This is a genomic window from Flavobacterium anhuiense (assembly GCF_900101855.1).
GTDB lineage: Bacteria > Bacteroidota > Bacteroidia > Flavobacteriales > Flavobacteriaceae > Flavobacterium > Flavobacterium anhuiense.
Genome location: NZ_FMVC01000001.1, coordinates 378,440 through 401,115 on the forward strand (window position 1 = coordinate 378,440; position 22,676 = coordinate 401,115).

General features: G+C 33.8%; 19 protein-coding genes. 14 read left to right on the plus strand and 5 right to left on the minus strand.

Going from position 1 to position 22,676, the window contains the following annotated elements:
- The first annotated feature begins 2 nt into the window (after positions 1–2).
- The 4 genes from BLP44_RS01560 to BLP44_RS01575 all read left to right on the plus strand — a co-directional run bounded on the left by BLP44_RS01560 (position 3) and on the right by BLP44_RS01575 (position 5,325).
- Positions 3–2,474, plus strand: coding sequence for an AsmA family protein (locus BLP44_RS01560; RefSeq protein WP_091128575.1), 2,472 nt, complete (start codon positions 3–5; stop codon positions 2,472–2,474).
- A 121-nt stretch (positions 2,475–2,595) separates the two neighbouring features.
- Entirely contained in the window at positions 2,596–2,817 is a 222-nt protein-coding gene (locus BLP44_RS01565; protein ID WP_091128579.1) for a helix-turn-helix domain-containing protein, read from the plus strand.
- Positions 2,814–4,037, plus strand: a complete 1,224-nt coding sequence (gene dcm / locus BLP44_RS01570; protein WP_091128584.1) for a DNA (cytosine-5-)-methyltransferase — start codon at positions 2,814–2,816, stop codon at positions 4,035–4,037. The genes BLP44_RS01565 and dcm overlap by 4 nt, the downstream gene beginning before the upstream one ends.
- Entirely contained in the window at positions 4,018–5,325 is a 1,308-nt protein-coding gene (locus BLP44_RS01575) for an MvaI/BcnI family restriction endonuclease (protein ID WP_091128587.1), read from the plus strand. The genes dcm and BLP44_RS01575 overlap by 20 nt, the downstream gene beginning before the upstream one ends.
- 263 nt (positions 5,326–5,588) lie before the next feature.
- On the opposite strand, the gene BLP44_RS01580 is transcribed toward BLP44_RS01575, so the two are convergent.
- The gene (locus BLP44_RS01580; protein ID WP_091128591.1) at positions 5,589–5,822 is read right to left on the minus strand and encodes a hypothetical protein; all 234 of its coding nucleotides are present in this window, start codon (positions 5,820–5,822) and stop codon (positions 5,589–5,591) included.
- 342 nt (positions 5,823–6,164) lie between these two features.
- Between BLP44_RS01580 and BLP44_RS01585 the strand changes: the two genes are divergently transcribed.
- On the plus strand, positions 6,165–6,479 hold the full coding sequence (locus BLP44_RS01585) for an HPF/RaiA family ribosome-associated protein (RefSeq protein ID WP_066033000.1): 315 nt from the start codon (positions 6,165–6,167) through the stop codon (positions 6,477–6,479).
- Positions 6,480–6,701: 222 nt separating this feature from the next.
- Here the strand turns inward: BLP44_RS01585 and BLP44_RS01590 are convergent, their stop codons facing one another.
- Positions 6,702–7,361, minus strand: a complete 660-nt coding sequence (locus BLP44_RS01590) for a hypothetical protein (RefSeq protein ID WP_091128595.1) — start codon at positions 7,359–7,361, stop codon at positions 6,702–6,704.
- A 233-nt stretch (positions 7,362–7,594) separates the two neighbouring features.
- On the opposite strand from BLP44_RS01590, the gene BLP44_RS01595 reads away from it, so the two are divergent.
- The 5 genes from BLP44_RS01595 to BLP44_RS01615 all read left to right on the plus strand — a co-directional run bounded on the left by BLP44_RS01595 (position 7,595) and on the right by BLP44_RS01615 (position 11,630).
- Positions 7,595–8,083 (plus strand): nuclear transport factor 2 family protein, encoded by a 489-nt coding sequence (locus tag BLP44_RS01595; protein WP_091128599.1) that lies wholly within the window; start codon positions 7,595–7,597, stop codon positions 8,081–8,083.
- A gap of 263 nt (positions 8,084–8,346) precedes the next feature.
- The gene (locus tag BLP44_RS01600; RefSeq protein ID WP_066033003.1) at positions 8,347–9,729 is read left to right on the plus strand and encodes an ammonium transporter; all 1,383 of its coding nucleotides are present in this window, start codon (positions 8,347–8,349) and stop codon (positions 9,727–9,729) included.
- 138 nt (positions 9,730–9,867) lie between these two features.
- Positions 9,868–10,545 (plus strand): tRNA (guanosine(46)-N7)-methyltransferase TrmB, encoded by a 678-nt coding sequence (trmB, locus tag BLP44_RS01605; RefSeq protein ID WP_008466277.1) that lies wholly within the window; start codon positions 9,868–9,870, stop codon positions 10,543–10,545.
- A 42-nt stretch (positions 10,546–10,587) separates the two neighbouring features.
- Positions 10,588–11,226: a lysine transporter LysE gene (locus BLP44_RS01610; protein WP_008466275.1), complete on the plus strand. Its 639-nt coding sequence runs from the start codon at positions 10,588–10,590 to the stop codon at positions 11,224–11,226.
- A 77-nt stretch (positions 11,227–11,303) separates the two neighbouring features.
- Positions 11,304–11,630: an MGMT family protein gene (locus BLP44_RS01615; protein WP_008466273.1), complete on the plus strand. Its 327-nt coding sequence runs from the start codon at positions 11,304–11,306 to the stop codon at positions 11,628–11,630.
- Between the two features lie 187 nt (positions 11,631–11,817).
- On the opposite strand, the gene BLP44_RS01620 is transcribed toward BLP44_RS01615, so the two are convergent.
- Positions 11,818–13,143 (minus strand): sensor histidine kinase, encoded by a 1,326-nt coding sequence (locus tag BLP44_RS01620; protein ID WP_091128605.1) that lies wholly within the window; start codon positions 13,141–13,143, stop codon positions 11,818–11,820.
- A gap of 138 nt (positions 13,144–13,281) precedes the next feature.
- Complete coding sequence (locus BLP44_RS01625; protein ID WP_091128608.1) at positions 13,282–14,634, minus strand: sigma-54-dependent transcriptional regulator; 1,353 nt, start codon at positions 14,632–14,634, stop codon at positions 13,282–13,284.
- A 160-nt stretch (positions 14,635–14,794) separates the two neighbouring features.
- On the opposite strand from BLP44_RS01625, the gene BLP44_RS01630 reads away from it, so the two are divergent.
- The 3 genes from BLP44_RS01630 to BLP44_RS01640 all read left to right on the plus strand — a co-directional run bounded on the left by BLP44_RS01630 (position 14,795) and on the right by BLP44_RS01640 (position 19,422).
- Positions 14,795–16,045, plus strand: coding sequence for an efflux RND transporter periplasmic adaptor subunit (locus tag BLP44_RS01630; RefSeq protein ID WP_091128611.1), 1,251 nt, complete (start codon positions 14,795–14,797; stop codon positions 16,043–16,045).
- Between the two features lie 109 nt (positions 16,046–16,154).
- Positions 16,155–16,862, plus strand: coding sequence for an ABC transporter ATP-binding protein (locus BLP44_RS01635; protein ID WP_008466269.1), 708 nt, complete (start codon positions 16,155–16,157; stop codon positions 16,860–16,862).
- 133 nt (positions 16,863–16,995) lie between these two features.
- Positions 16,996–19,422: an ABC transporter permease gene (locus BLP44_RS01640; RefSeq protein ID WP_066033009.1), complete on the plus strand. Its 2,427-nt coding sequence runs from the start codon at positions 16,996–16,998 to the stop codon at positions 19,420–19,422.
- Positions 19,423–19,487: 65 nt separating this feature from the next.
- On the opposite strand, the gene BLP44_RS01645 is transcribed toward BLP44_RS01640, so the two are convergent.
- Entirely contained in the window at positions 19,488–21,089 is a 1,602-nt protein-coding gene (locus tag BLP44_RS01645) for a L,D-transpeptidase family protein (protein WP_091128614.1), read from the minus strand.
- Positions 21,090–21,494: 405 nt separating this feature from the next.
- On the opposite strand from BLP44_RS01645, the gene BLP44_RS01650 reads away from it, so the two are divergent.
- On the plus strand, positions 21,495–22,625 hold the full coding sequence (locus BLP44_RS01650; RefSeq protein WP_008466265.1) for an Mrp/NBP35 family ATP-binding protein: 1,131 nt from the start codon (positions 21,495–21,497) through the stop codon (positions 22,623–22,625).
- Positions 22,626–22,676 lie beyond the last annotated feature (51 nt).

The window sequence follows — 22,676 nt, forward strand, 5'->3', positions numbered from 1 at the left end:
ACATGAAAGAAACTTTATCCAAAACAAAATCCTTTCTGCAATCTGATTCTTTTAAAAAATATGCCAAACGCCTTGGATATTTTATTCTTGGACTAATCGCGATTCTTTTACTTGCCTGCGGAGGTTTGTCGATATATTTTAACCGAAATAAAGCCGAAATTATTGCCAAAGTCAATACCAAAATCAACGAGAATATAAATGGCAAATTTCATATTGGCGATTTTCATTATAAGTTTCTAACGGGTTTCCCGAACTTCACATTGGCGCTGAATGATGTCGAAATAAAAGACAATCAATGGCAAAGCCACAAACATACTTTGCTGAGAGCAAAAGAAATCGAAGCACGCTTGAACATTTTGAGTCTATTGAAACACGAAATCAATATTCATAAAATCTTGATCAACGACGCCGATATTTATATTTATAAAGCCGAAAACGGTTATTCTAATGCCAATATTTTTAAACCCAAAAAGAAAAAGCCTCAAACCGATAAAGAAAAGCCCGAAACTACGATTGATGAAGTAAACCTCAACAAAGTTCATGTTATTATTGACAATCATTTAGGTCATAAATTGTTTGATTTTGATGTGGCGAGTTTAGAATCGAAAGTAAATTATGAAGATGACAGTTGGCAGACCAATTTGTTTTTGAAAACTAAAATTAATAGTCTTGCCTTTAATACCGTTCACGGAAGTTTTGCCAAAGAAAAAGTTCTCGAAGGCAATTTTGATATTTCGTATGCCGAAGCCAATCAGAAAATAGATATTAAAACCAAAGGACTTAAAATTGGTTCTGATGTTTTTGACATTATCGCTTTCTTTAATATCGGAAAAAACAATTCGCTGTTCGGAATCAATATCGGAACGGATATTTTATGGCGAAATGCTTCCAATTTATTATCGGCAAACATTAGCTCGAAACTCAACCAATTCGACATCAAAAAACCGATTAAGGTAAACTGCGACATCAAAGGCGATTTGAATGTTGAAGGCGATCCGAAAATTGTGGTTCAGGCAGATGTTCGCGATAACGAATTAACGATTCCCGACGGTTTGTTTACCAATTGCAGTTTTAAAGGAATTTTTACGAATACTTTTAAACCCGAAAAGGAATCCAGCGATCCAAATTCCGCTATTATTCTCACCCATTTTAAAGCCGAATACGAAAGCATTCCGTTAAAAATTGCACAAGCCGTAATTAATAATCTTGAAAAACCAATTGCCACCGGAGTTGTAAATGCCGATTTTGACATTTCGAAACTCAACGGAATGACGAATGAAAAAATTCTTCATTTTGAAAGCGGTCATGCCAAAGCCAATTTGAAATTTCAGTTTGATATTGTCGATTTGTATATCAATAAACCCAAATTTACAGGCGATGTTGATATTGCTGATGCTACATTCGATTATATTCCGAAAAGGATTCATGCCGAAAAAACCGCAGTACAATTGTCGTTTACGCAAGAAGCGCTTTACATTAAAAAAATTGCGTACAAACACAAAAAGAACATTATTCGTATTGACGGAAAAATCGATAATTTCTTGAATCTCTATTACGACGCACCAGAAAAAATGGTCGTAAACTGGAATATTTACTGCCCAAATATTGATGTAAAACAGTTTATAGGCGTTTTAGAAAGTTCTCCGAAACAAAAAGTGGCAGTAAAAAAACCAGTTAAGCAAAATGTCAATTTTACAAATCAATTAAGATCGGTTATCGAAAAATGTACGGCCGTAATTAATCTTAAAGCCGATAAAATCACGTATGGCGCGCTTACGGCAACCCATACGCAGGCTACACTGCAAATGCTAAATTCTAAAATCCTGCTTAAAAACGGAACATTAAATACTTCTGGCGGAAGCATAAACTTTAGCGGTTCTGTTGAGCCAAGCGGCAATCGTTACGTTTTTACTTCAAACGCACAGGTAAACCGAGTTGATATTGCGAGTTTTTTAAGATCTTTCAATAACTTCGGAATCAAATCTTTCAGTCCGAAAAACATCCGAGGGCGATTAACTAGCAATGCGAACGTAGCTGGTTTAATGAGCAGCACAGGTGATTTGATTATGAATTCTATGAAAGGAAAACTCGATTTTAATGTCAACCAAGGCGCCTTAATCAATTTTGAACCGATTATGAAAGTCGGCAAATTTGCTTTTCCGCTTCGCGATGTTGAGAATATTACTTTCAGCGATTTATCAGGCTCGCTCAATCTTCGCGGAGAGCAAATCGATGTCAATAAACTCACCATAAGTTCCAGCGTTCTTAACATGGATGCAGAAGGTGTTTATTCTTTCGGCAGAGGCACCAATCTCGCGCTTACCGTTCCGCTAAGAAATTCTAAAAACGACGCCAAACTCGCCACCAAAGAAGAACGAAAAGCCGTTCGCGAAAAGGGCATTGTCCTGCATTTGATTGCTTATGATAATGAAGGAAAGATGAAGGTTAAGTGGGGGAAGAAGGATAAGGGGTGATTAACTTTTATTTTTCCAAAAACAAACAAATCTCATAGTTAATATTTAAGTTGAAAACTTAATATTTTTGAGGTCAATTGTACGCAGGTCAATTGTACGCACAAAACTATTTTTATACACTATGAATATCAAAGAAAAATTCGGATTCAAGGTCAAAGAACTTCGAGAAAAAAACGGATACTCAATCGAGTATTTAGCCAATATTTCCAACGTTGATAGAAATTATATTTCAGACATTGAAAAAGGTCAACGAAATGTTTCCATAGAAATAATAGAAAAAATAATAACAGCTCTTGATACTGATTTTGGAGCTTTTTTTAATGATAAGGGTTTTAAAAAATGAAGAAAGTAAAAAAATATTCAGAAATCAGGCAAAAACTTCAAATTGATGTTGACAAAAAAACAGATAATGGTTTAGCTAAATTTACTCATTATTTACAAAATCATAAAAATGGTGTTTCGGAATATTTCAAAAATGATGCTGAAGAATATCTTACAACGATACATGAAAAATTAAATATTTTAGAAGAACCAAACTTTCAATATTATTTACCCATAAAATGGGACATCCCTTTTCCTTCTCCTGAAGAACCTAAATTTAAATTTATAGATTTATTTGCAGGTATTGGAGGAATAAGACTTGCTTATCAAAATCTAGGAGGAAAATGTGTCTTTACAAGTGAATGGGACACTTATTCAAAAAAAACTTATGAAGCAAATTTTGGTAAAGTTCCTTTTGGTGATATAACTCAAATTAGTGAAACGGAAATCCCTGATCATGATGTATTACTAGCGGGATTTCCATGTCAACCATTTTCAATTGCTGGTGTTTCAAAAAAGAACGCATTAGGTAGAAATCATGGTTTTTTAGACGAGACTCAAGGAACACTGTTTTTTGATATTGCTAGAATTCTTAAACATAAAAGACCAAAAACTTTTATGCTAGAAAATGTTAAAAATTTAGTGTCTCACGATAAAGGAAACACTTTTAAAGTTATTAAAAAAACTTTAGAGGAATTAAATTACACCATTTACTATAAAGTTTTAGATGGGAAATATTTTGTTCCTCAACACAGGGAAAGAATTATCATTGTTGGTTTTGATAACGAATATTTTGAAGGAAAAGAGAATTTCAAATTTCCTGAGATGACCGAAGCAAAATTTGCATTAAAAGATATTCTTTTACCCAATGTAGACCCTAAATACACATTGTCAGACAAACTTTGGAATTATCTTCAAGAATATGCAAAAAAGCACAAAGCTAAAGGAAATGGATTTGGATTCGGTTTAGCTGATTTAAATGGAATTTCTAGAACTATGAGCGCCAGATATTACAAAGATGGGGCAGAAATATTAATACCCCAGAAAGGTAAAAACCCAAGAAGATTAGTCCCTCGAGAATGCGCAAGACTTCAAGGATTTCCTGATAATTTTATTATTCCCGTATCTGACAACCAAGCTTACAAACAATTTGGAAATTCAGTCGTCTCTCCTTTAATGCAGGCGGTTGGAAAAAACATATTACAAGAATTAATTCGAATCAATGAATTTAAACAATCTTAAATCAATCTTTTCAGCGAATGGATGTAATAAGATTTATATAAAAAATCTAGCACCCAACGATAACTCTAAAAATCAAGTATATTTTGGAGGAAACTTTGAGGTATTAAATATTTTGCCTATTTCTGAAATTACTACTGAAGCGGCTGGAGAATGGAAAAAAGAACGATTTAAGGCTAAAATAAATTTTTCATGGATTCTGGAAGATGGCACCTTAACCTTGGCTCCAAAGTCACAACTTATTTTATATCCAAAATATCCTGAAGTGAGATTTTCAGGATTTTTAATTGGAAGTAAAAATGCTCCTTCTCATTTAATGACACAACGACTCCAAAACAGGTTGCTTTTTTTAGGAGTTTCTGACCTTGGTCAAATTTTAGGATATGTAGCTGCTCCTGATTCTGAGATTGCTAGTGAACTGAATAATTTACCATCATTAAATAATTATGGAATATTCAAAATAATAGAACTTCCAATTTTTCAAAACAATAAACAAAAACTAATTACAGAATTATTACGTATCCATAATCTTGGCTGGATTAAATCTAAGCGTTTGGATGCTTTGGGAAATATTTTACCTTGCGAGTCCTCTAATTGCGGAGGTTACACACTAGAAGCAGAATTAGGAATAACTCCAAATGGATATTCCGAGCCTGATTATCTTGGATGGGAAGTAAAACAATTTGGAGTTGCAAATTTTGAAAGAATTAATTCAAGAGTAATAACATTAATGACACCTGAACCCACCGATGGTTTTTACAAATTAGCTGGCGCAGAAGCTTTTTTAAGAAAATATGGTTATCCTGATGTTAGCGGAAAGCCTGATAGATTAAACTTTGGAGGAGTACATAAATCTGATTTACTTCATCCTCGCACAAATCTTACATTAAAATTAATAGGATATGATCAAACCGAGGGAAAAATTAGAAATGCTAATGGTCGAATTGCTTTAATTGATGTTAACAACAACGAAACGGCCTCATGGAGTTTTTCGTCAATGCTTTTACATTGGAATAGAAAACATAATCAGGCTTGCTATGTTCCTTCCCTATCAGAAACGGGCACAGGTAGAAATTATAAATATGGCAATAGAATAATTCTAGGAACTGGTACAGATTTTTTAATGTTTTTGAAAGAAATGGCAAATGGGAATATCTATTACGATCCGGGAATTAAAATAGAAAATATGTCTTCTAAGCCTTCAATAAAAAAAAGAAGCCAATTTCGAATTAAGTCTGGATATTTATCCAACTTATATAAAGAAAATGAAATTATAGATATTACCATTTAAATAATTCAATAACTTATAGCATAGATTTGATGATAGAATATTCTATTTTACCTATTCCAACTTCATTAACTCAACCAATCAAACTTAATGACATTATTTACAATTGTCCCGTTTGTGATAATGAAATTGAAATAGACATCTTAGTTGATAATGAAAGCTTTTTAAAATGCAATTTATGTGACCACATAATTAAACTTGAAATTAAACAAGTCTAAAAAACTCTAAATATAAAAAGCCACTTTACAGTGGCTTTTTCTCATTTCTTACTCAATCCCCAAATAAGGATCAAGAATTTCTGCTAATTCATTTAGCCAAAAGAAACCATCTTCAATATTTACGGTTTCAGTTTTCATAAATCCATCTTCTCGTATGGCATTTAACGCAATTAGGAAATTTACTTGCCTAATGGTTTTGGCCATACTTTTGGAATCAATTGAATTGTTGAAGAATTCAGTTAACCTCAATTCGGTTTCTTTGGAAAAGGTGTTGGTACTCATAATTTTGAAGTTTAGGGAAAATAAAACCCGTACGAGTTAGCTGTCCTACGCCTTCAAATACGCGTTGCAGTTGTTTCCAATACCGCCAGCATGCCGTACGGGCAAAAATTTTTTTTGTATTCATAATTTGAAGTTTAGGACTTCAAATATATGAAAAAGAAAAACAAATTGTAAGTTTTTTCTTTATTTAAAAATAAAATACTAAAAGTATATTTTCTCCAAATCGAAATTACAAAATTGAAAAAATAAATCTTCAGATAATTCATAATATTTCCTTAACTCACTTGCCTTTTTCCGCCAAAATGGATAAGTTTGAGAATGAATCATTAAATTTTATTTGTTATGAAAGTACAAATCAACACCGACAAAAACATTGAAGGAAGTGCAAGATTAGAAAGCTATTTTTCTGGAGAAATAGAAAAAAGCTTAGATCGTTTTCAAGATAAAATTACTCGTGTAGAAGTTCACTTTGGAGACGAAAACGGGGAAAAGTTTAGCTTGCATGACAAAAAATGTGTGATTGAAGTTCGTCCTGTAAAACTACAGCCAATTACGGTTACAGAACATGCCGAAACACTCGAAAAAGCTTTCAGCGGTGCATTGGCCAAAGTGAAAAAATCGTTGACTACAACTTTCGAAAAAATAAAAACACATTAATATTTTAAACCATATAAGTGATATAAGTTCATTTTAAGTTTACTGGAAAACTTTATATCACAAAAAAAGCGAAGCACTTTTAGTACTTCGCTTTTTTTTGTGTGAAAATCTTAAATTCTCTTATATCACTTATATTTAAAGAATGACAAAGGTGCAAAGTGACAAAGTGACAAAGGAAAAAACTTAGAACCTTTGCTACTTTGCACCTTTGTCACTTTTCTATTATTTTGGTAACGGTGCGCCTACTGCAATATCGCAACGGTGGCCTGGTTTTCCGTGTGGTGGATTCATTCCTTCTGCAACTGTCGCCTCATTTCCTTCTGTGCTTAACAACGCTGGAACTGGGTTCGATGCTGGCGGAGAAACGGTAAAGTTTTGAGTAACTGTTCCGCTTTGAGCCGTATTTGTGGTTGTCGGAGTTGTTGTCGCTTTAGGCGAGTTTAGAGGCGCGCCAACAGGAATATCGCATCTATGTCCTGGCTGTCCGTGTGGCGGATTCATTCCTTTTGCCACTTTAACTGGCGCGGCAGTTGTAGTCGTAACCATTTTCTGCTGAGTTGGATTCACCTGTACGGTTTGTCCTTGAGTTGCCTGCACTTGCTGTGTCGGCGCAGAATTTAAAGGCGCTCCAACTGCAATATCGTAACGGTGGCCCGGCTGTCCGTGAGCAGGATTAATTCCTTTGGTATCACTTAAAACTGTATTTGGGTTTGCAGCGGGGTTTTGCACCACTGGCGCAGCAGGTTTAGTTGTATCTTTTGCAAGTCCTAATCTTACTAATTCGGAAGTTGCTGTACTTTCTTGCGGTTCTAATTCCTTTTTACAGGAAACGAACAATAGAGAAGTTACAGCGAGTGAACTTATAAGTAATTTTGCCTTCATGACTGGGGTATTTGTATTGATGAATCAAATATAGTGGTTTTTTGAGAGATTAAATGACATGAATATTGTTAATGATAATTTAATGAGGTACAAAGGCACATAGTCATTAGGCATCCTAAAATAAACTTTGCGCCTTGGTGCCTTTGTGGCAATAATTGAGTTTTCTTTAGTTTTCTTATATCACTTATATGGTTCAAAAAAAATTATACCTTTAAAGTCAAATAACATATCTCATGAAAAAAATACTTTTACTTCTTTTATTCGCTGCAACTTTTGCAAATGCACAAACCGACAAAAACAAAATCAATCAAACTCTTGACGCGTGGCATAAAGCTGCGGGCGAGGTAAAATATGATGCTTACTTTAATGTATTGGCAGACGATGCAATCTACATTGGAACTGATGCAACTGAAAATTGGACTAAAAAAGAATTTGCTATCTGGGCAAAACCATTTTTTGATAAAGGAACTACATGGAATTTTAAAGCTTTAGAACGCCATATCTTTTTTGATAAAAGCGGAAAAATTGCTTGGTTTGATGAATTGCTAGATACACAAATGAAAATTTGTCGCGGTTCTGGAGTTTTAGTTAAAGTGGGGAACGAATGGAAAATTCAGCATTATGTTTTATCCATGACAATTCCGAATGACGAAGTTGATGCTGTAACTAAGATAAAAGCGCCAATTGAAGACGCTTTGATTGCGAAACTTCAGAAAAAATAAAACATTTTACGGTTTTCTTATTATAAACGTAACTTTTTGAGCATATTAGAAGCGCTGTTATCAGATTAATTTTAATTAATTCGGCAAAAACAGCGCTTTTTTGTAACTTTAGAATAAGATACTGTCAAAAAAATTGGCCGTATTTTACAAAATTGATCAAAATAAAACCCATACCTCTATTTTAACAGCCTTTAAAACAAGAATCTTTATTTTTTTCTAACTTTGACCCCAAAAAAAATAGGGTTAAACAAAGTATTTTAAAAATGAAAATAGAAAAACGCTGGATTATCTCCTTTATCATGATAAGCGTCGTATGTACGATAGGGGCATTTTGGCCAACAGTTACAGAAAATAATTATGTTTTATCAGAATTCGGAACTATAGATCATATCGTTCCTGCTGATGTTGCTTGGATGCTTACTTCGAGCTGCTTAGTTTTAATTATGACGCCAGGATTGTCTTTCTTCTATGGTGGAATGGTTGGCAAGAAAAACGTTATTTCGACCATGCTTCAAAGTTTTATCTGCTTAGGCGTCGTTACTCTTTTATGGGTTGTAGTGGCATTTAGTTTGGCTTTTGGAGAACCGGTTGGTTTTGGTTCTGGAGATCACTTTTACAGCTTTTTCGGAAATCCGACGACTTTTGCTTTTATGGATTATGTTGGCGTTCTGCCTCATAAACAATTGGCCAATACGATTCCGTTTATGCTTTTTGCTTTGTTTCAGATGAAATTTGCCATCATTTGTCCTGCCATTATTACGGGTTCGTTTGCTGAGCGCGTTCGTTTTATTTCTTATTTAGTTTTCATTAGTTTATTCACGATATTCATTTATGCTCCTTTATGTCACGCAGTTTGGTACCCAACAGGTGTTTTAGGAAGCTATTTTGGCGTTAAAGATTTTGCAGGAGGAACTGTGGTGCACATGAGTTCTGGATTTGCAGCTTTGGCAGGCGTTATTGTTTTAGGAAAAAGAAAAAACAGCCAGCATATTCCAACCAATATTCCGTTTGTATTATTAGGAACGGGAATGCTTTGGTTCGGCTGGTTCGGATTCAACGCTGGATCTGCTCTTGCTGCCAACGGAACTGCTGCTATGGCTTTCGCTACAACGACAACTTCATCGGCTGCAGCCATGCTAACTTGGATTTTCTTTGATAGAATGAACGGAAGAAAAGTTTCTGCTCTAGGAGCTTGTATTGGAGCTGTTGTCGGTCTTGTTGCCATTACACCAGCTGCTGGATTTGTTTCGGTACCAGAAAGTATGTTCTTCGGTTTTATTACGGCTTTGGTTTCTAATACAGCTGTAAACTGTAAATATTCTAAAAAATTCGACGATACGCTTGATGTTTTTGCTTGTCACGGTGTTGGCGGAATTATGGGAATGATTCTAACTGCTATTTTCGCTCACGGCGAAGATGCAAGTTTACTTCACGGCGGATGGAATGTTTTCGGACACCACATGATGGCGTTGGTTTTAGTTTCGATTTTTACTTTCTTCGGAGCTTATTTCTTGTTCAAAGTAACCAATTTCATTATTCCGCTGAGAGTTTCAGAAGAATCAGAACACATCGGATTGGATTTGTCTCAACATGATGAATCTCTTGATCCAAAATTAAAACCAATTACAGAACCTCATTACGGTTAATATTATTTTTTCCGCCACGAATTCACGAATTATTTTTAAAATAAAATTCGTGAATTCGTGGGCGGAAAACTTTTTAAACCTAATTACGCTATTTTCATTCGTTTATATTCCTTAATTTTGCCGAAAATTTTTGTAAAAGTGGGAAGTAAAAATAAACTAAAAAGATTCAGAGAAAACGAAACATTTCAAAACGTTTTTCAACCAACCAGAGAAGAAGTTGTGGGCGATTTAATGCCTTTAAAAGGAAAATGGAATTCTGATTTCTTTAAAAATGATAATCCATTAGTTTTAGAATTAGGATGTGGAAAGGGAGAATATTCTGTTGGATTAGCAGAAAGATATCCTGACAAAAATTTTATCGGAATTGACATTAAAGGTGCTCGTTTCTGGCGTGGTGCTAAAACTGCTGTAGAAAACGGTCTTCATAATGTAGCTTTCGTTCGTACGCAAATCGAATTGATCAATCATATTTTTGCTGAAGGCGAAGTTGACGAAATCTGGATTACTTTCCCAGATCCGCAAATCAAATACAAAAGAACCAAACATAGAATGACAAATTCTGAGTTCTTGAAATTGTACAAAAAAATCTTGAAAAAAGACGGTGTCGTAAACCTAAAAACCGATAGCGAATTTATGCACGGTTATACACTTGGATTGCTTCATGGCGAAGGTCACGAGGTTTTGTATGCCAACCATAACGTATATAAAAACGAAGGAAGCCCTGAAGTTGTGACTTCTATTCAGACTTTTTACGAAAAACAATATTTAGAAATTAATAAGGCAATTACGTATATTCGTTTCAAAATTAAAGACTAAATTTAATTTTGAAACCTTTATCTAACCCATTTTAATAGCTAAATGACCTACCTTACTCCTTTACTTTCGGGCTTTATTGCCGCTGCCATTGGAACTATTCCGCCAGGATTGCTCAATATGACGGCTGCCAAAATAAAAATGAAAGAAGGAAAAAAGAATGCTTTGTCGTTTGTAATTGGTGCGGTTTTAATTATTTTTTTTCAGGCTTACATTGCGGTATTGTTTGCTCGTGTGATAGACAATCGCCCAGATGTTGTAATATTATTGCGTGAAGCTGGTTTTATCATTTTTTCGATCTTAACCATTTATTTTTTCTTTTTTGCAAAAGATCCAATAGCAAAGAAAAAAACGAAACTAAAGAAAACCAGCAAAAAAAGCAGTTTCTTTCTCGGAATGCTGCTTTCGGGATTAAACTTCTTTCCTATTCCGTATTATGTTGTAATAAGTGTAACACTTGCTTCATATCATCTGTTTGTATTTGAAAATACAATTATTTTAACCTTTGTATTGGGCTCGGTTCTTGGAGCTTTTGCAATTTTATATAGTTATATTGCTTTCTTTGGAAAAATAGAAAAGAAAACCGATTATTTCATGCGAAACATGAATACCATTATCGGAACTATCACAGGATTGGTTGCACTTGCGACACTTTTTAATATCTTGAATTACTACTTCGGATAAATAAACCTAACCATTAAGAGATTAAGAATAATTAAGTTTTTATTAACTTCATATCGTAATGGTAAAAATATTTTAAAATGGCTGAAGAAAATTTTTTCGAAAGAGTGTATGTAATCGTCAGACAAATCCCATTTGGAAAAGTTACTTCTTATGGCGCTATTGCAAAAGCTTTAGGTGCTGCCCGCTCAGCAAGAATGGTGGGCTGGGCAATGAATGCCTGCCATAATATGGACGATGTTCCTGCGCACCGAGTTGTAAACCAAAAAGGACTACTAACAGGAAAGCATCATTTTGACGGAACCAATTTAATGCAGCAACTTTTAGAAAATGAAGGAATTAAAGTAGTCAACAATCAGATTGTAGATTTTGAAAAGCATTTCTGGAAACCGGAAGTTGAATCGTAAAAATCATTTTTACCATATAAGTGATATAAGTTCATTTTAGAAGAAAGAATTTATATTTTTATTTTTCTCTCGCAGATTTTGCAGATCTAGCCGATTCTCTTTTTAAAATTCAAAATCTGCCGAATCTGCAAAATCTGCTGGAACAAAAAAAATCTTTGCGTCTTAGCGCCTTTGTGGCTAAACCACTTTAGATTAAACAAATCACAAAACTTGTTTTATCTTCATCCGTTTGATAGCTTAGATAACCTCCATGTGCTTCTATAATATTTTTAGAAAGCGTCAATCCAATTCCAGCTCCATCTTTTCTAGTCGTAAAAAACGGAAGAAAAACTTTATCTCGAATCTCAGCATCTACTCCTTTCCCATTATCGGCAATCACAATAAAAAAGCGATTGTTTTCAGTATAACTCGAAATTAGCAGTTTCTTTTCTTCTTTTTCTTTTAATGCATGAATACTATTGGTAATCAAATTGATAATTACTTGCTCCATCTGATTTTTATCAATCATAATAGAACGTGAACTGTGTATTTCATTTATCAATTCGATTCCTTCGTCTTTCAAGATCGGACTCATAATTCGTAAACAATCTTCAAATAAAGCATTAATTGGCGTCATTTGCTTGTTTGGCGTTGGCAGCATTGCCAGTTTACGATAATTCTCCACGAAAAACTGCAAATGATCACTTCTATTGATAATGGTTGAAATACTGCTTTTGATGTCTTCAAAATCATCTTCTTCTAATTCTTCCTGATCTACAATATGAAGCAAATTCTGCGAAAGCGCACGAATCGGCGTTAAAGAATTCATTAATTCATGCGAAATAATCTTCATTAAATTAATCCATGCTTCTTTTTCTTTTTTCTCGATCACTCGCTGAATGCTATCTAGCAAAATGATAAAATACTCTTTATTATACGTTTGAGTATGCGAAGTCTGAAGCATAAAAGTCTGAAGGTCTTGATCTTCAATTTTGATAGAAATAGCAATCTTAAGTTCTGTAAAACCAACCTTTTCAATCTCACTGCACAAACTCGGAATATAGTTTTTAAGATATTGCCAATGGCTTACTTTTGGTACTTTGAAGAGATTTGAAAAACAGTCATTCATTATAAAAACAGACCAAGAATCGTTTTCTTTCTCTAAAATTAAGGCTGCAGTATCTATACTGTTCAAAATCGAACGGTAGATTAATTCTTTGGAAGTCTGTTCTTGTCTCTGGGTTTTTAGCCTATCGTACAACAGATACAAACTATTGAAATTATCTCTTTTATGCTCTTCCGGAAAATGGGCAGAAAAGTCATCATGCAAAATTGAGTGTATTGTTTTATCATAAAACAGCAATTGGTTTTTGACGAAAAAATACATTTCGAAAAGGAAAATCAAAACGAAAACTCCAGCCAAAATACCATTGAATCGAAATCCTTTATAAAACAATAAAGCACTGCAAAGAAAGAGTGCCATGACAAACACTACTCTTACGAACAACGCGTTATAAAATTTCCAGTTTTTCATTTAGTTTTTTTGTTTGCCACTCCCGATAGCTATCGGGATAAAAAGATTAAAGTTTTTTTTTATCTGCTAAATTTGCAAAATCTGCGTGAAACTAAAATTTAAGATAAAGTAAAAATCTTGACTCTTGCTTCTTTTTCTCTAATTCTTCAAATCGTATTTTTCAATTCTTCTGTACAACGCAGCGCGCGACAAACCAAGTTCTTCAGCCGTTTTACTGATGTTCCCGTTGTGTTTGAACAATGCTTTTTCAATGGCGCCTTTTTCCATTTCCGATAACGGATTTTCATCATTTTCTTGAATTTCCTCAAAATCCAAAATATCCAAATCCATTACCGAAATGGTATTGTTTTCAGCCAAAATTAATGCGCGTTCGATTTTGTTTTCCATTTCACGGACATTTCCTTTCCATGGATATTTTTCCAGATATGGTGCCGCATTATCTTCAAAACGCCAGTTTTCCTGATTGTATTTTTCGGCAATCTGTTCCAGAATAAAGTTTGCCATTGGCACAATGTCATCTTTTCTTTCGCGAAGAGACGGAAGATTTATTTCCATTGTATTTATTCTGTACAATAAATCTTCACGGAACGTTTTATTCTTTACCTCAGTTTTTATATCACTGTTTGTAGCTGCGATCACGCGAACATTCAATGGCCGTGGTTTGCTTTCGCCTAAACGCGTTACGGTTTTGGTTTGTAAAACATGCAATAATTTAGCTTGAAGATGCAACGGAATATTCCCGATTTCATCTAAAAAAATAGTTCCGTTTAAGGCATTCTCGAAACGGCCTGGAGTATCGATTTTAGCATCTGTAAAAGCACCTTTTGCGTAACCGAAAAGTTCGCTTTCAAATAAATTATCACTTAACGAACCCAAATCTACATGCACAAAAGGCTGGTTTCTTCTTTCAGAATGCTGATGAATATATTCTGCAAAAACATACTTTCCTGTTCCGTTTTCGCCCAAAATCAAAACGTTTGCATCTGTTCGGGCTACTTTTTCAGCAATAGAATACGCTTGTTTTATTTTTGCCGAAGTCCCGACAAAATATTTTTTCTCGGTCTTTTCTAATTTTTCTGAAGTTGTTTTTTTACTGTTTTTTCTGCTTTCGATAACTGCTTTGTCAATGACTTCTAACAGCTTTTCGTTGTTCCAAGGTTTTAGAACATAATCAAAAGCACCAATTTTAATGCCTTCTACAGCAGTTTCAATTTTACCAAAAGCAGTCATTAAAATCACAATAGTTTGCGGAGAAAGTTCTTTGATTTCTTTCAGCCAATGAATTCCTTCTCGCCCGTCTTCAAAACCAATTCGGTAATTCATATCCAGCAACACCACATTTATGTCATTTTCGCTTAAAATTGAAATGATTTTTTTGGGACTATTGGTTGTAAAAATGGTTTCGAAATGCTTTTTAAGAATCATTTTTGCAGAAAAAAGAATTTCTTCCTGATCGTCGACAACTAATATTTGGGCTAGTTTTTTTTTCATGTGGTCTTTTTTCTGTCCGCTTACGAACGGTCAACTGTTCATTATCGGACACTGCTTTTTTGAAGTGTTTTCTGAAGCCTCTTTAAAATCAATACTTTACAAATAATAAATTCTATGGCACAGTATTTACCTATTGATTATCAGTAAAATATTTAAAAAAATGGACACGATAATTCCTCGTAAAAATAAAAAATTTAGATATCTCGCAATAGCAATTGCTGTTTTTTTAGTTTTGCTTACCATCTCGGTTTTCGCTTTTAACACCAAAAGAACTTTAAATGTAAAAGCAGACGAATTGGTAATTCAAAAAGCGGAAAAAGCCTTTTTTGAAGATTTCGTAGTTTTTCAAGCAAAAGTAGAACCTTTGAATGTGATGCTGGTAAACGTTACCGAAGGTGGTTCTGTAAAAGAGATTTTTGTAGAAAACGGCGCAATGGTTACCAAAGGACAATCTCTGGCTCGCTTGTATAATCCGAACACAGAATTGAATTATCTGACTCAGGAAACTGCTATTATTGAGCAAATCAACAATTTGAATACAGGGAAATTAAACATCCGAAATCAGGAATTAAACTTAAACAAAGATTTAGTTTTAATTGAACATGATTACAACGATGCCAAAAGATTGTACGATATGAATGCAAAGCTGTACGAGAAGGATGTAATTTCTAAAAATGACTGGAACACCTTTAAAGAAAGCCTTCGTTTTCAAGAAGAACGCAAAAAAACAATTCAGCAGAGCATTCAAAAAGAAAAACAAAGCAATCAGGTTCAGATTTCTCAAATAAACCGTTCGATCCAGACTATGGAAAAGAGTTTGGATATTCTTAGAAATAACAAAAAGAACTTTTTAATCACAGCGCCAGAAACAGGTCGACTGACTTCTTTTGAACCGGTTTTAGGAAAAACTTTTCAGGCAGGCGCAAGTATCGGAAAAATTGATTCTAATAAAGGATACAAATTGACTGCCGAAGTTGACGAATTTTATTTGGAAAAACTTAGAGAAGGATTAAAAGGCCAAGTAGAATTTAAAGGCAAAAATCTTGAAGTTATCGTAACTAAAGTGATTCCTGAGGTTAAAGGCGGAAGATTTACCGTAGAATTGGCTTTTGCATCGAAAGAAAATATTGTGCTTCAGGACGGACTTAGCTTTGGCGTAAAATTGATTTTATCTGAAAAGAACAAAACTTTAGTTATTCCGAGAGGCGCTTTTAATCAGGAAGCAGCCGGAAAATGGATTTTTGTAGTAAACGGAAATAAAGCCGTAAGAAGAAATATCAAATTAGGACGCGAGAATCCTTCTTACTACGAAGTTTTAGAAGGCTTAAAAGAAGGCGAATCTGTAGTCACTTCTTCTTATACCGATTATAAAGATATTGAAGAGCTTTCTCTTGAGTCGCAATCGCAGTAATTCAGTTTTCAGTCACAGTCACAGTTTACAATTCACAATTTACAATTATAAAGACATCAATCATCAATCAAAAAACGATTTTAATAACATTTCAAAACCTTAAAAAATTATGATCACAATTCAGAATTTAACCAAAGTTTTTAGAACAGAAGAAATAGAAACTGCTGCTTTGAGCGGTATCAATTTAGAAATAAAAAAAGGTGATTTTTTAACTATCATGGGACCTTCGGGCTGTGGAAAATCGACTTTATTAAACATAATCGGTCTTCTTGACGGCGCTAGTGGCGGAAGCTACAAACTACTAGATCAAGAAATGATTGGTCTGAAAGAAAAAGGAAGAGCGCAGGTGAGAAAAGAAAACATTGGTTTCATTTTTCAAAATTTCAACCTAATAGATGAGCTTTCTGTTTACGATAATATCGAACTGCCTTTGCTTTATAACAATGTAAAAGCTTCTGAAAGAAAACAAAAAATTGAGGCTATTGCTGAGAAACTTAATATCTCTCATCGTTTGAAGCATTTCCCGCAACAGCTTTCTGGAGGACAGCAGCAGAGAGTTGCCGTTGCAAGAGCTTTGGTAAATGATCCGAAAATTATTTTGGCCGATGAGCCAACAGGAAACTTAGACAGTAAAAATGGTAATGAGGTAATGGAACTTTTAACCGATTTACATGCTAAAGGTGCTACTATTTTGATGGTTACCCACTCTGATTATGATGCTTCTTTTTCGCAGAGAACCATTCATATGAAAGACGGAGTTATATTTTCTGAAAAGTTAAATCAACGAAATGTTGATGTTTTTATGGACGCTAAATAATAAAGTGATGATTAAAATTATTGTTACTGCACTTGTAGTTCTGGTAGAATTAGTGTGCAAAATATTTACTATGATTTAAAACCGAAAGGTTTCGAAAAAAACTGCCATATCAACTATAAAAATATATATCAAAATGATTTTTAACTGGTTTAAAATATTTATATATCATTTAAAACAAAGCAAACTGTTTTCGTTTTTAAATGTTCTGGGATTAAGCATCGGAATTGCTTCAATTATTTTTGCCATTCTTTACTGGAATAATGAGCATTCTTACGACCAATGGAATCCGGAAAAAGAAAACTCTTATTTGGTTCTTAACAAAATTGGCTCGGGTGACATTTGGGCATCCAATTCGATTCCTTTTGGAGAAACTTCCAAAGCAAGCATACCAGAAATTGAGGAAATATGCTTTATGAACAACTGGTACGACGAAGAAGTGATCAAATATAAAGATCAAAAACTGTTGACTAAAAATATTATGGTTTCTGATGAAAATTTCTTCGACTTTTTCCCTTTCGAAATCGTAAAAGGTGCCAAACAGAATATCCTAAAAGAAAAAAATAGTGTAGCCATTTCTACTGAACAGGCCGAATTGCTTTTTAAGAATGAAGATCCTATTGGAAAATCTATTTCATACAATAATAACATTTACACTGTTAAGTCGGTTTACCGATTAATTAAACCTTCATCAATTGAGCCAACTTACGTTTTTAGCGGTGTAAAAAGAGAAGGAGATTTAAATAGCTGGGGGAATTTTAATTATGGCTTAATGGTCAAAATTAAAGATGGAGTTGATCCCGCTCTTGTTTTAAAGAAAATGCAGAATGTAGTTTATATAAACAGAACGGTAAAAGACGCTAAAGAAAGCGGACAAACTGTCGAACAATATATTAAAGAAAATGGTGAAGTAAAAGTAATTATAGACCAACTGAAAACATCTCGTTTGCACGGTACAAAAAGTTCAGGAGGGAAAAATTTTCCAGAAGGTTATGGCAATTTAAAATTGCTTTATATTATGCTAGGTTTATCTGTTTTGATTTTAGTTTTATCATTGGTAAACTATATCAATTTGGCGACAGCATCGGCAATAAAACGCGCCAAGGAAGTTGGAGTACGCAAAATCGTAGGCGCCTCTAAAAACCAGATTATTGCTCAGTTTATTTTTGAAACTGCCATAATCGTAACATTAGCCATTTTATTTGCTTTGGCTATTGTAGAACTATCATTGCCTTACTACAACAACTTCCTGAACAAAACACTAACTATAAATGGCAGTGAATTCTACCTGCAGCTTATTTTAATATTTGGATTAGTAATCATTTTTGCAGGTATTTTCCCTGCCATTTATATTTCAAATTTCGAGACTTTAAAAGTTTTGAAAGGGAATTTTTCAAGAAGTAAAAGTGGTATCTGGATTCGAAATTCTATGCTTATTTTTCAATTCGGAATCGCTGCATTCTTTATTATTGGCGCATTAATTGTCAATTCTCAAGTTAATTATATGATGGAAAAAGATTTAGGTTTCAGCGGAGATCAGGTAATTTCTATTCCATTTAACAACCTTGATAGATCTAAACGAACAGACCAATATTTAGCCACCAAACAAGAAATCAAAAAAATACCCGGCGTTTTAGGTGTTTCTGCTTTTGCAGGATCTTTTGGAGGAAGCACCAATTCTAGCTCTGGCTTTAAGCACAATGGCATTTTTGTACAGCCAAGAAATGTGGAAATGGATTTTGGTTTCCTTGATATGATGAAAATCAAAATTGTAAAAGGGCGTGATTTGTCTCCTCAATACGCTTCAGATACCATAAGCAGCATGCTTATGAATGAAACCTTAGTAAAAACACTTAATCTTAAAGACCCAATAAATACTATTATAACATCTGGATGGGGAAATGATAAAGGCAATTTGAAATTTAAAATTGTAGGGGTTGTTAAAGATTTTAATATCACGGGGCTTCAGGACAAAGTCCCTCCAATGGTATTCATAAACTTACAAACTTTAAAATGGAATAATTTTAATAATGTGCTTGTAAAGGTTTCTCCTAATAATTTAACAGAAACGTTAGAAAAATTGAAATCATATTGGGAGAAGAATGTCAATCCAGATTATCCGTTTGATTACGAATTTGTTAACAAAGGATTTGCGAAGACTTACGCGGAGCAAGTAAAGCAGAAAAATCTGTTTTTCATCCTAAATTTGGTTGTAATTGTAATTGCTGTATTTGGATTGTTTGCTTTGGCATCATTTTCGATGGAGAGAAGATTGAAAGAAATCGCCATTCGAAAAACATTAGGAGCCGAAACAGATATACTCTTAAAAGAATTATCGAAACAATATATTGTTTTCTGTTTAATAGGATTTGGAATCGGCATTGTTCCTGCTTATATATTATTACAGAAATGGCTTGAAGATTTCGCTTTTAGAATTGGAATTTCGACAGTACCTTTTGCAATTGCCTTGATTTCTCTTTTGATTTTAACTTTAGTAATCGTTTTAACAAAAGCATTTCAGGTAACCAAAATAGATGTCTTAAAATATTTAAAATACGAATAAGCTTGTAGACCATTTTTTTTAAAGAAGCCCGACAGATTTCAGTAAAATCCGTCGGGCTTTTATGTTTAATCTCTCATGGTTACAGCATCATTATAAATCAGCTTGTCTAAACTCTGATCTCGATCATAGACATCTGGAAAAAAGTTGACTTCTCCGTTGTCCTGAACCCAACAGGTAAAATAACCTATATAAACTGGAATTTTGCGTTTTAGCATACAAGTTGTTTCTTTTTCTCCGCTCATAGCACTGTCAATTTTATCTACAGGCCAGTCTGGATCATCTTTTAGAATATGCAGTGCAAGCTGTTTGGCTTCTTTAACATTTATACAGCCATGGCTAAAAGTGCGCTTTTCAAATTCGAACAAACTTTTTGCTGGCGTATCGTGCATATAAATATCGTTTGGATTGGGGAACATAAATTTTACTAATCCAAGAGAATTCTTTGGTCCAGGTTTTTGTCTCACTTTCCCTCCATTCCATTCCATATTATGATCTGCCAAATAATTTTTATCATTTGCAATCTGAAGTTTTAATTCGTTTTGAATAATACTCGTTGGCACATACCAATACGGACTAAAAACAATTCGATCCATATTGCCGCTAAAAATTACAGTCTCACTAAGTCTGTTGCCAACAAAAATATCCGAAACCAAATCATATTTTCCGTCCTTAACATAAAAAAGCCTGAATGAAGGAATATTTACCATAACATACTCTTCAGCCTTGGCCAATTTAGTCGGAATCCATCTGCATCTTTCCATATTCAGCATAATCGTTCTGATTCTTTTGCTGATTGGCTCGTTCATCTGATTGATAATATCTCTCGTTAGAGCATAATTAATTTTTAAATTGTATCTCTTTTTATAATTTAAAACTCCCGCCATCAATTCTTCATCATAAATATCGCTTCCAGAATCTTGTTTTAAATCTCCGACCACAAATAAGCGATTTCTAATTTGTTTTATGGCAATAGCTGTATCATCTGGTCTTAAATCTTTAAAAGTAGCACTGTCAATCGTAATTTTCTGCCATAGATTATCGGTTTCTATTTTACGGTATTTTTTTAGTGCATCTTTCAATCTGTAGTATTGGCTAAATAAAAGATTATCATCTTTATCCAATCGATCAGAATCTACCATTAATGAATCTAGAATGTGAGTATACGAAATAGATTTTGCAGGAAGGTACCAGCCTATTTTTTTCAATGTCGCAGGATCAACTCCAGAATATACATTACTGGCATAAAATACATACATGCTTGTCAGCAGTAATTCGGTATCTAGCTGTGATGGTTTACTTGAAGCGCTTTCGTTAAAAGCCTCATCAATTTGTTCTTTATAGGGCATTTTCTCTTCAATTCCCTGATCTTTCAGAACATTTACTTTCTGATATAATAATGAGCCGAATTCTGTTATACTTTTATCATCATACCAAATAGATTTATAATCTTTGGCTTTGTAAATACCCTCAACATCTTTCTGATATTTTTTAAGTTTAGGATATTTTTTAAAAAAGGCATTAATCGAAGCTGCGTCAAGAGTAATGACAGAAACAGTTTTTGAATTTGTTATATCAGCCTTGCTTTTGGCACTATTGGAAAATGAATTGAATGAAAATGCAAAAAAACTGACTGTAACAATAATTAAAGAAGAAGTAAAATTTCGCATATTTTTAAAGTTTTAAATTGGTAGAAACAACTTTAAAAAAAATACCGAAAACCCAATAAATTGCTCAAAAAACCTTAGTTTTCACATATTTTTTTCATATCTGACAATCATCGATTTGGGCTATCAAATATAATGAAGTTTTGTGAGAATTTTATTTAAACGGAAGAAAAACTTATATAAAAATATTCAGCTAAATCGAAAAAGTTTTTCTCAAATCATCAAATCAGTTTTATCATTTTTTATAAAAATTACTTTTGAATAATTTTGAATAATCTCAATATCAATAATTACAATTCAAAAACGCTTAATTTCCGAACTTAATCTGTTATCTTTGCACCCTGAAATCAGTTTAAATAAATATAATCTTATAAGATTGATTTTGGAGAATAAAAAAAGCCCATTACAATGAAACTAGATAGAAAAGAAATTCTAAAAGCTTTAGAGACCATCACTATTGCTGGAGAAGGAAAAAATATGGTTGAAAGCGGTGCCGTAACCAATGTAATTACATTTGGAGACGAAGCTGTTGTAGACCTTGTATTGCATACACCTGCTATGCACATCAAAAAAAGAGCGGAAGATGATATTAGAAAAACAATTCATGATTTAATATCTCCTGATGCAAAAGTAAAAGTAAACATTAAAGTTGAAGCTCCAGAAAAACCGGAAATTAAAGGCCGTGCGATTCCCGGAATCAAAAATATTATTGCAGTGGCTTCTGGTAAAGGAGGAGTAGGAAAATCTACCGTAACTGCAAACTTGGCTGTTACGCTTGCCAAAATGGGTTTTAAAGTTGGTGTTTTGGATGCCGATATTTACGGACCTTCAATGCCAATTATGTTTGATGTTGAAAATGCGAAACCTGTTTCTGTAACAGTTGACGGAAAATCTAAAATGAAACCAATTGAAAGCTACGAAATCAAAATGCTTTCAATCGGATTTTTTACAGCTCCAAGCCAAGCTGTAATCTGGAGAGGGCCAATGGCCGCAAAAGCATTAAACCAAATGATTTTTGATGCAGATTGGGGAGAATTAGATTTCATGCTTCTTGATTTGCCTCCTGGAACTGGAGATATCCACCTTTCTATCATGCAATCGCTTCCAATTACTGGAGCTGTTGTAGTAAGTACTCCGCAAGCGGTGGCACTTGCAGATGCTAAAAAAGGTGTGGCGATGTTTATGCAAGACAACATCAATGTTCCTGTTTTAGGAATTATTGAAAACATGGCATATTTTACACCAGAAGAATTGCCAGAAAACAAATACTACATTTTTGGACAAGAAGGCGCTAAAAACCTTGCCGAAGATTTAGGCGTTCCATTTTTAGGAGAAGTTCCAATTGTACAATCTATTCGTGAAGCAGGAGATTACGGTCGTCCAGCAGCATTGCAGACTGCGTCTCCAATAGAAAAAGTATTTGAAGGAATTACTAGAAATGTTGTACAAGAAACCGTGAACAGAAACGAAAGCTTGCCTGCAACAGAAGCAATCAAAATTACAACAATGGCAGGCTGTTCTGCAGTTAAAAAGAATTAGATAATTGAGATAATGAGATAATTAGCTAATTTTAAAAAATTTTCTAATTGG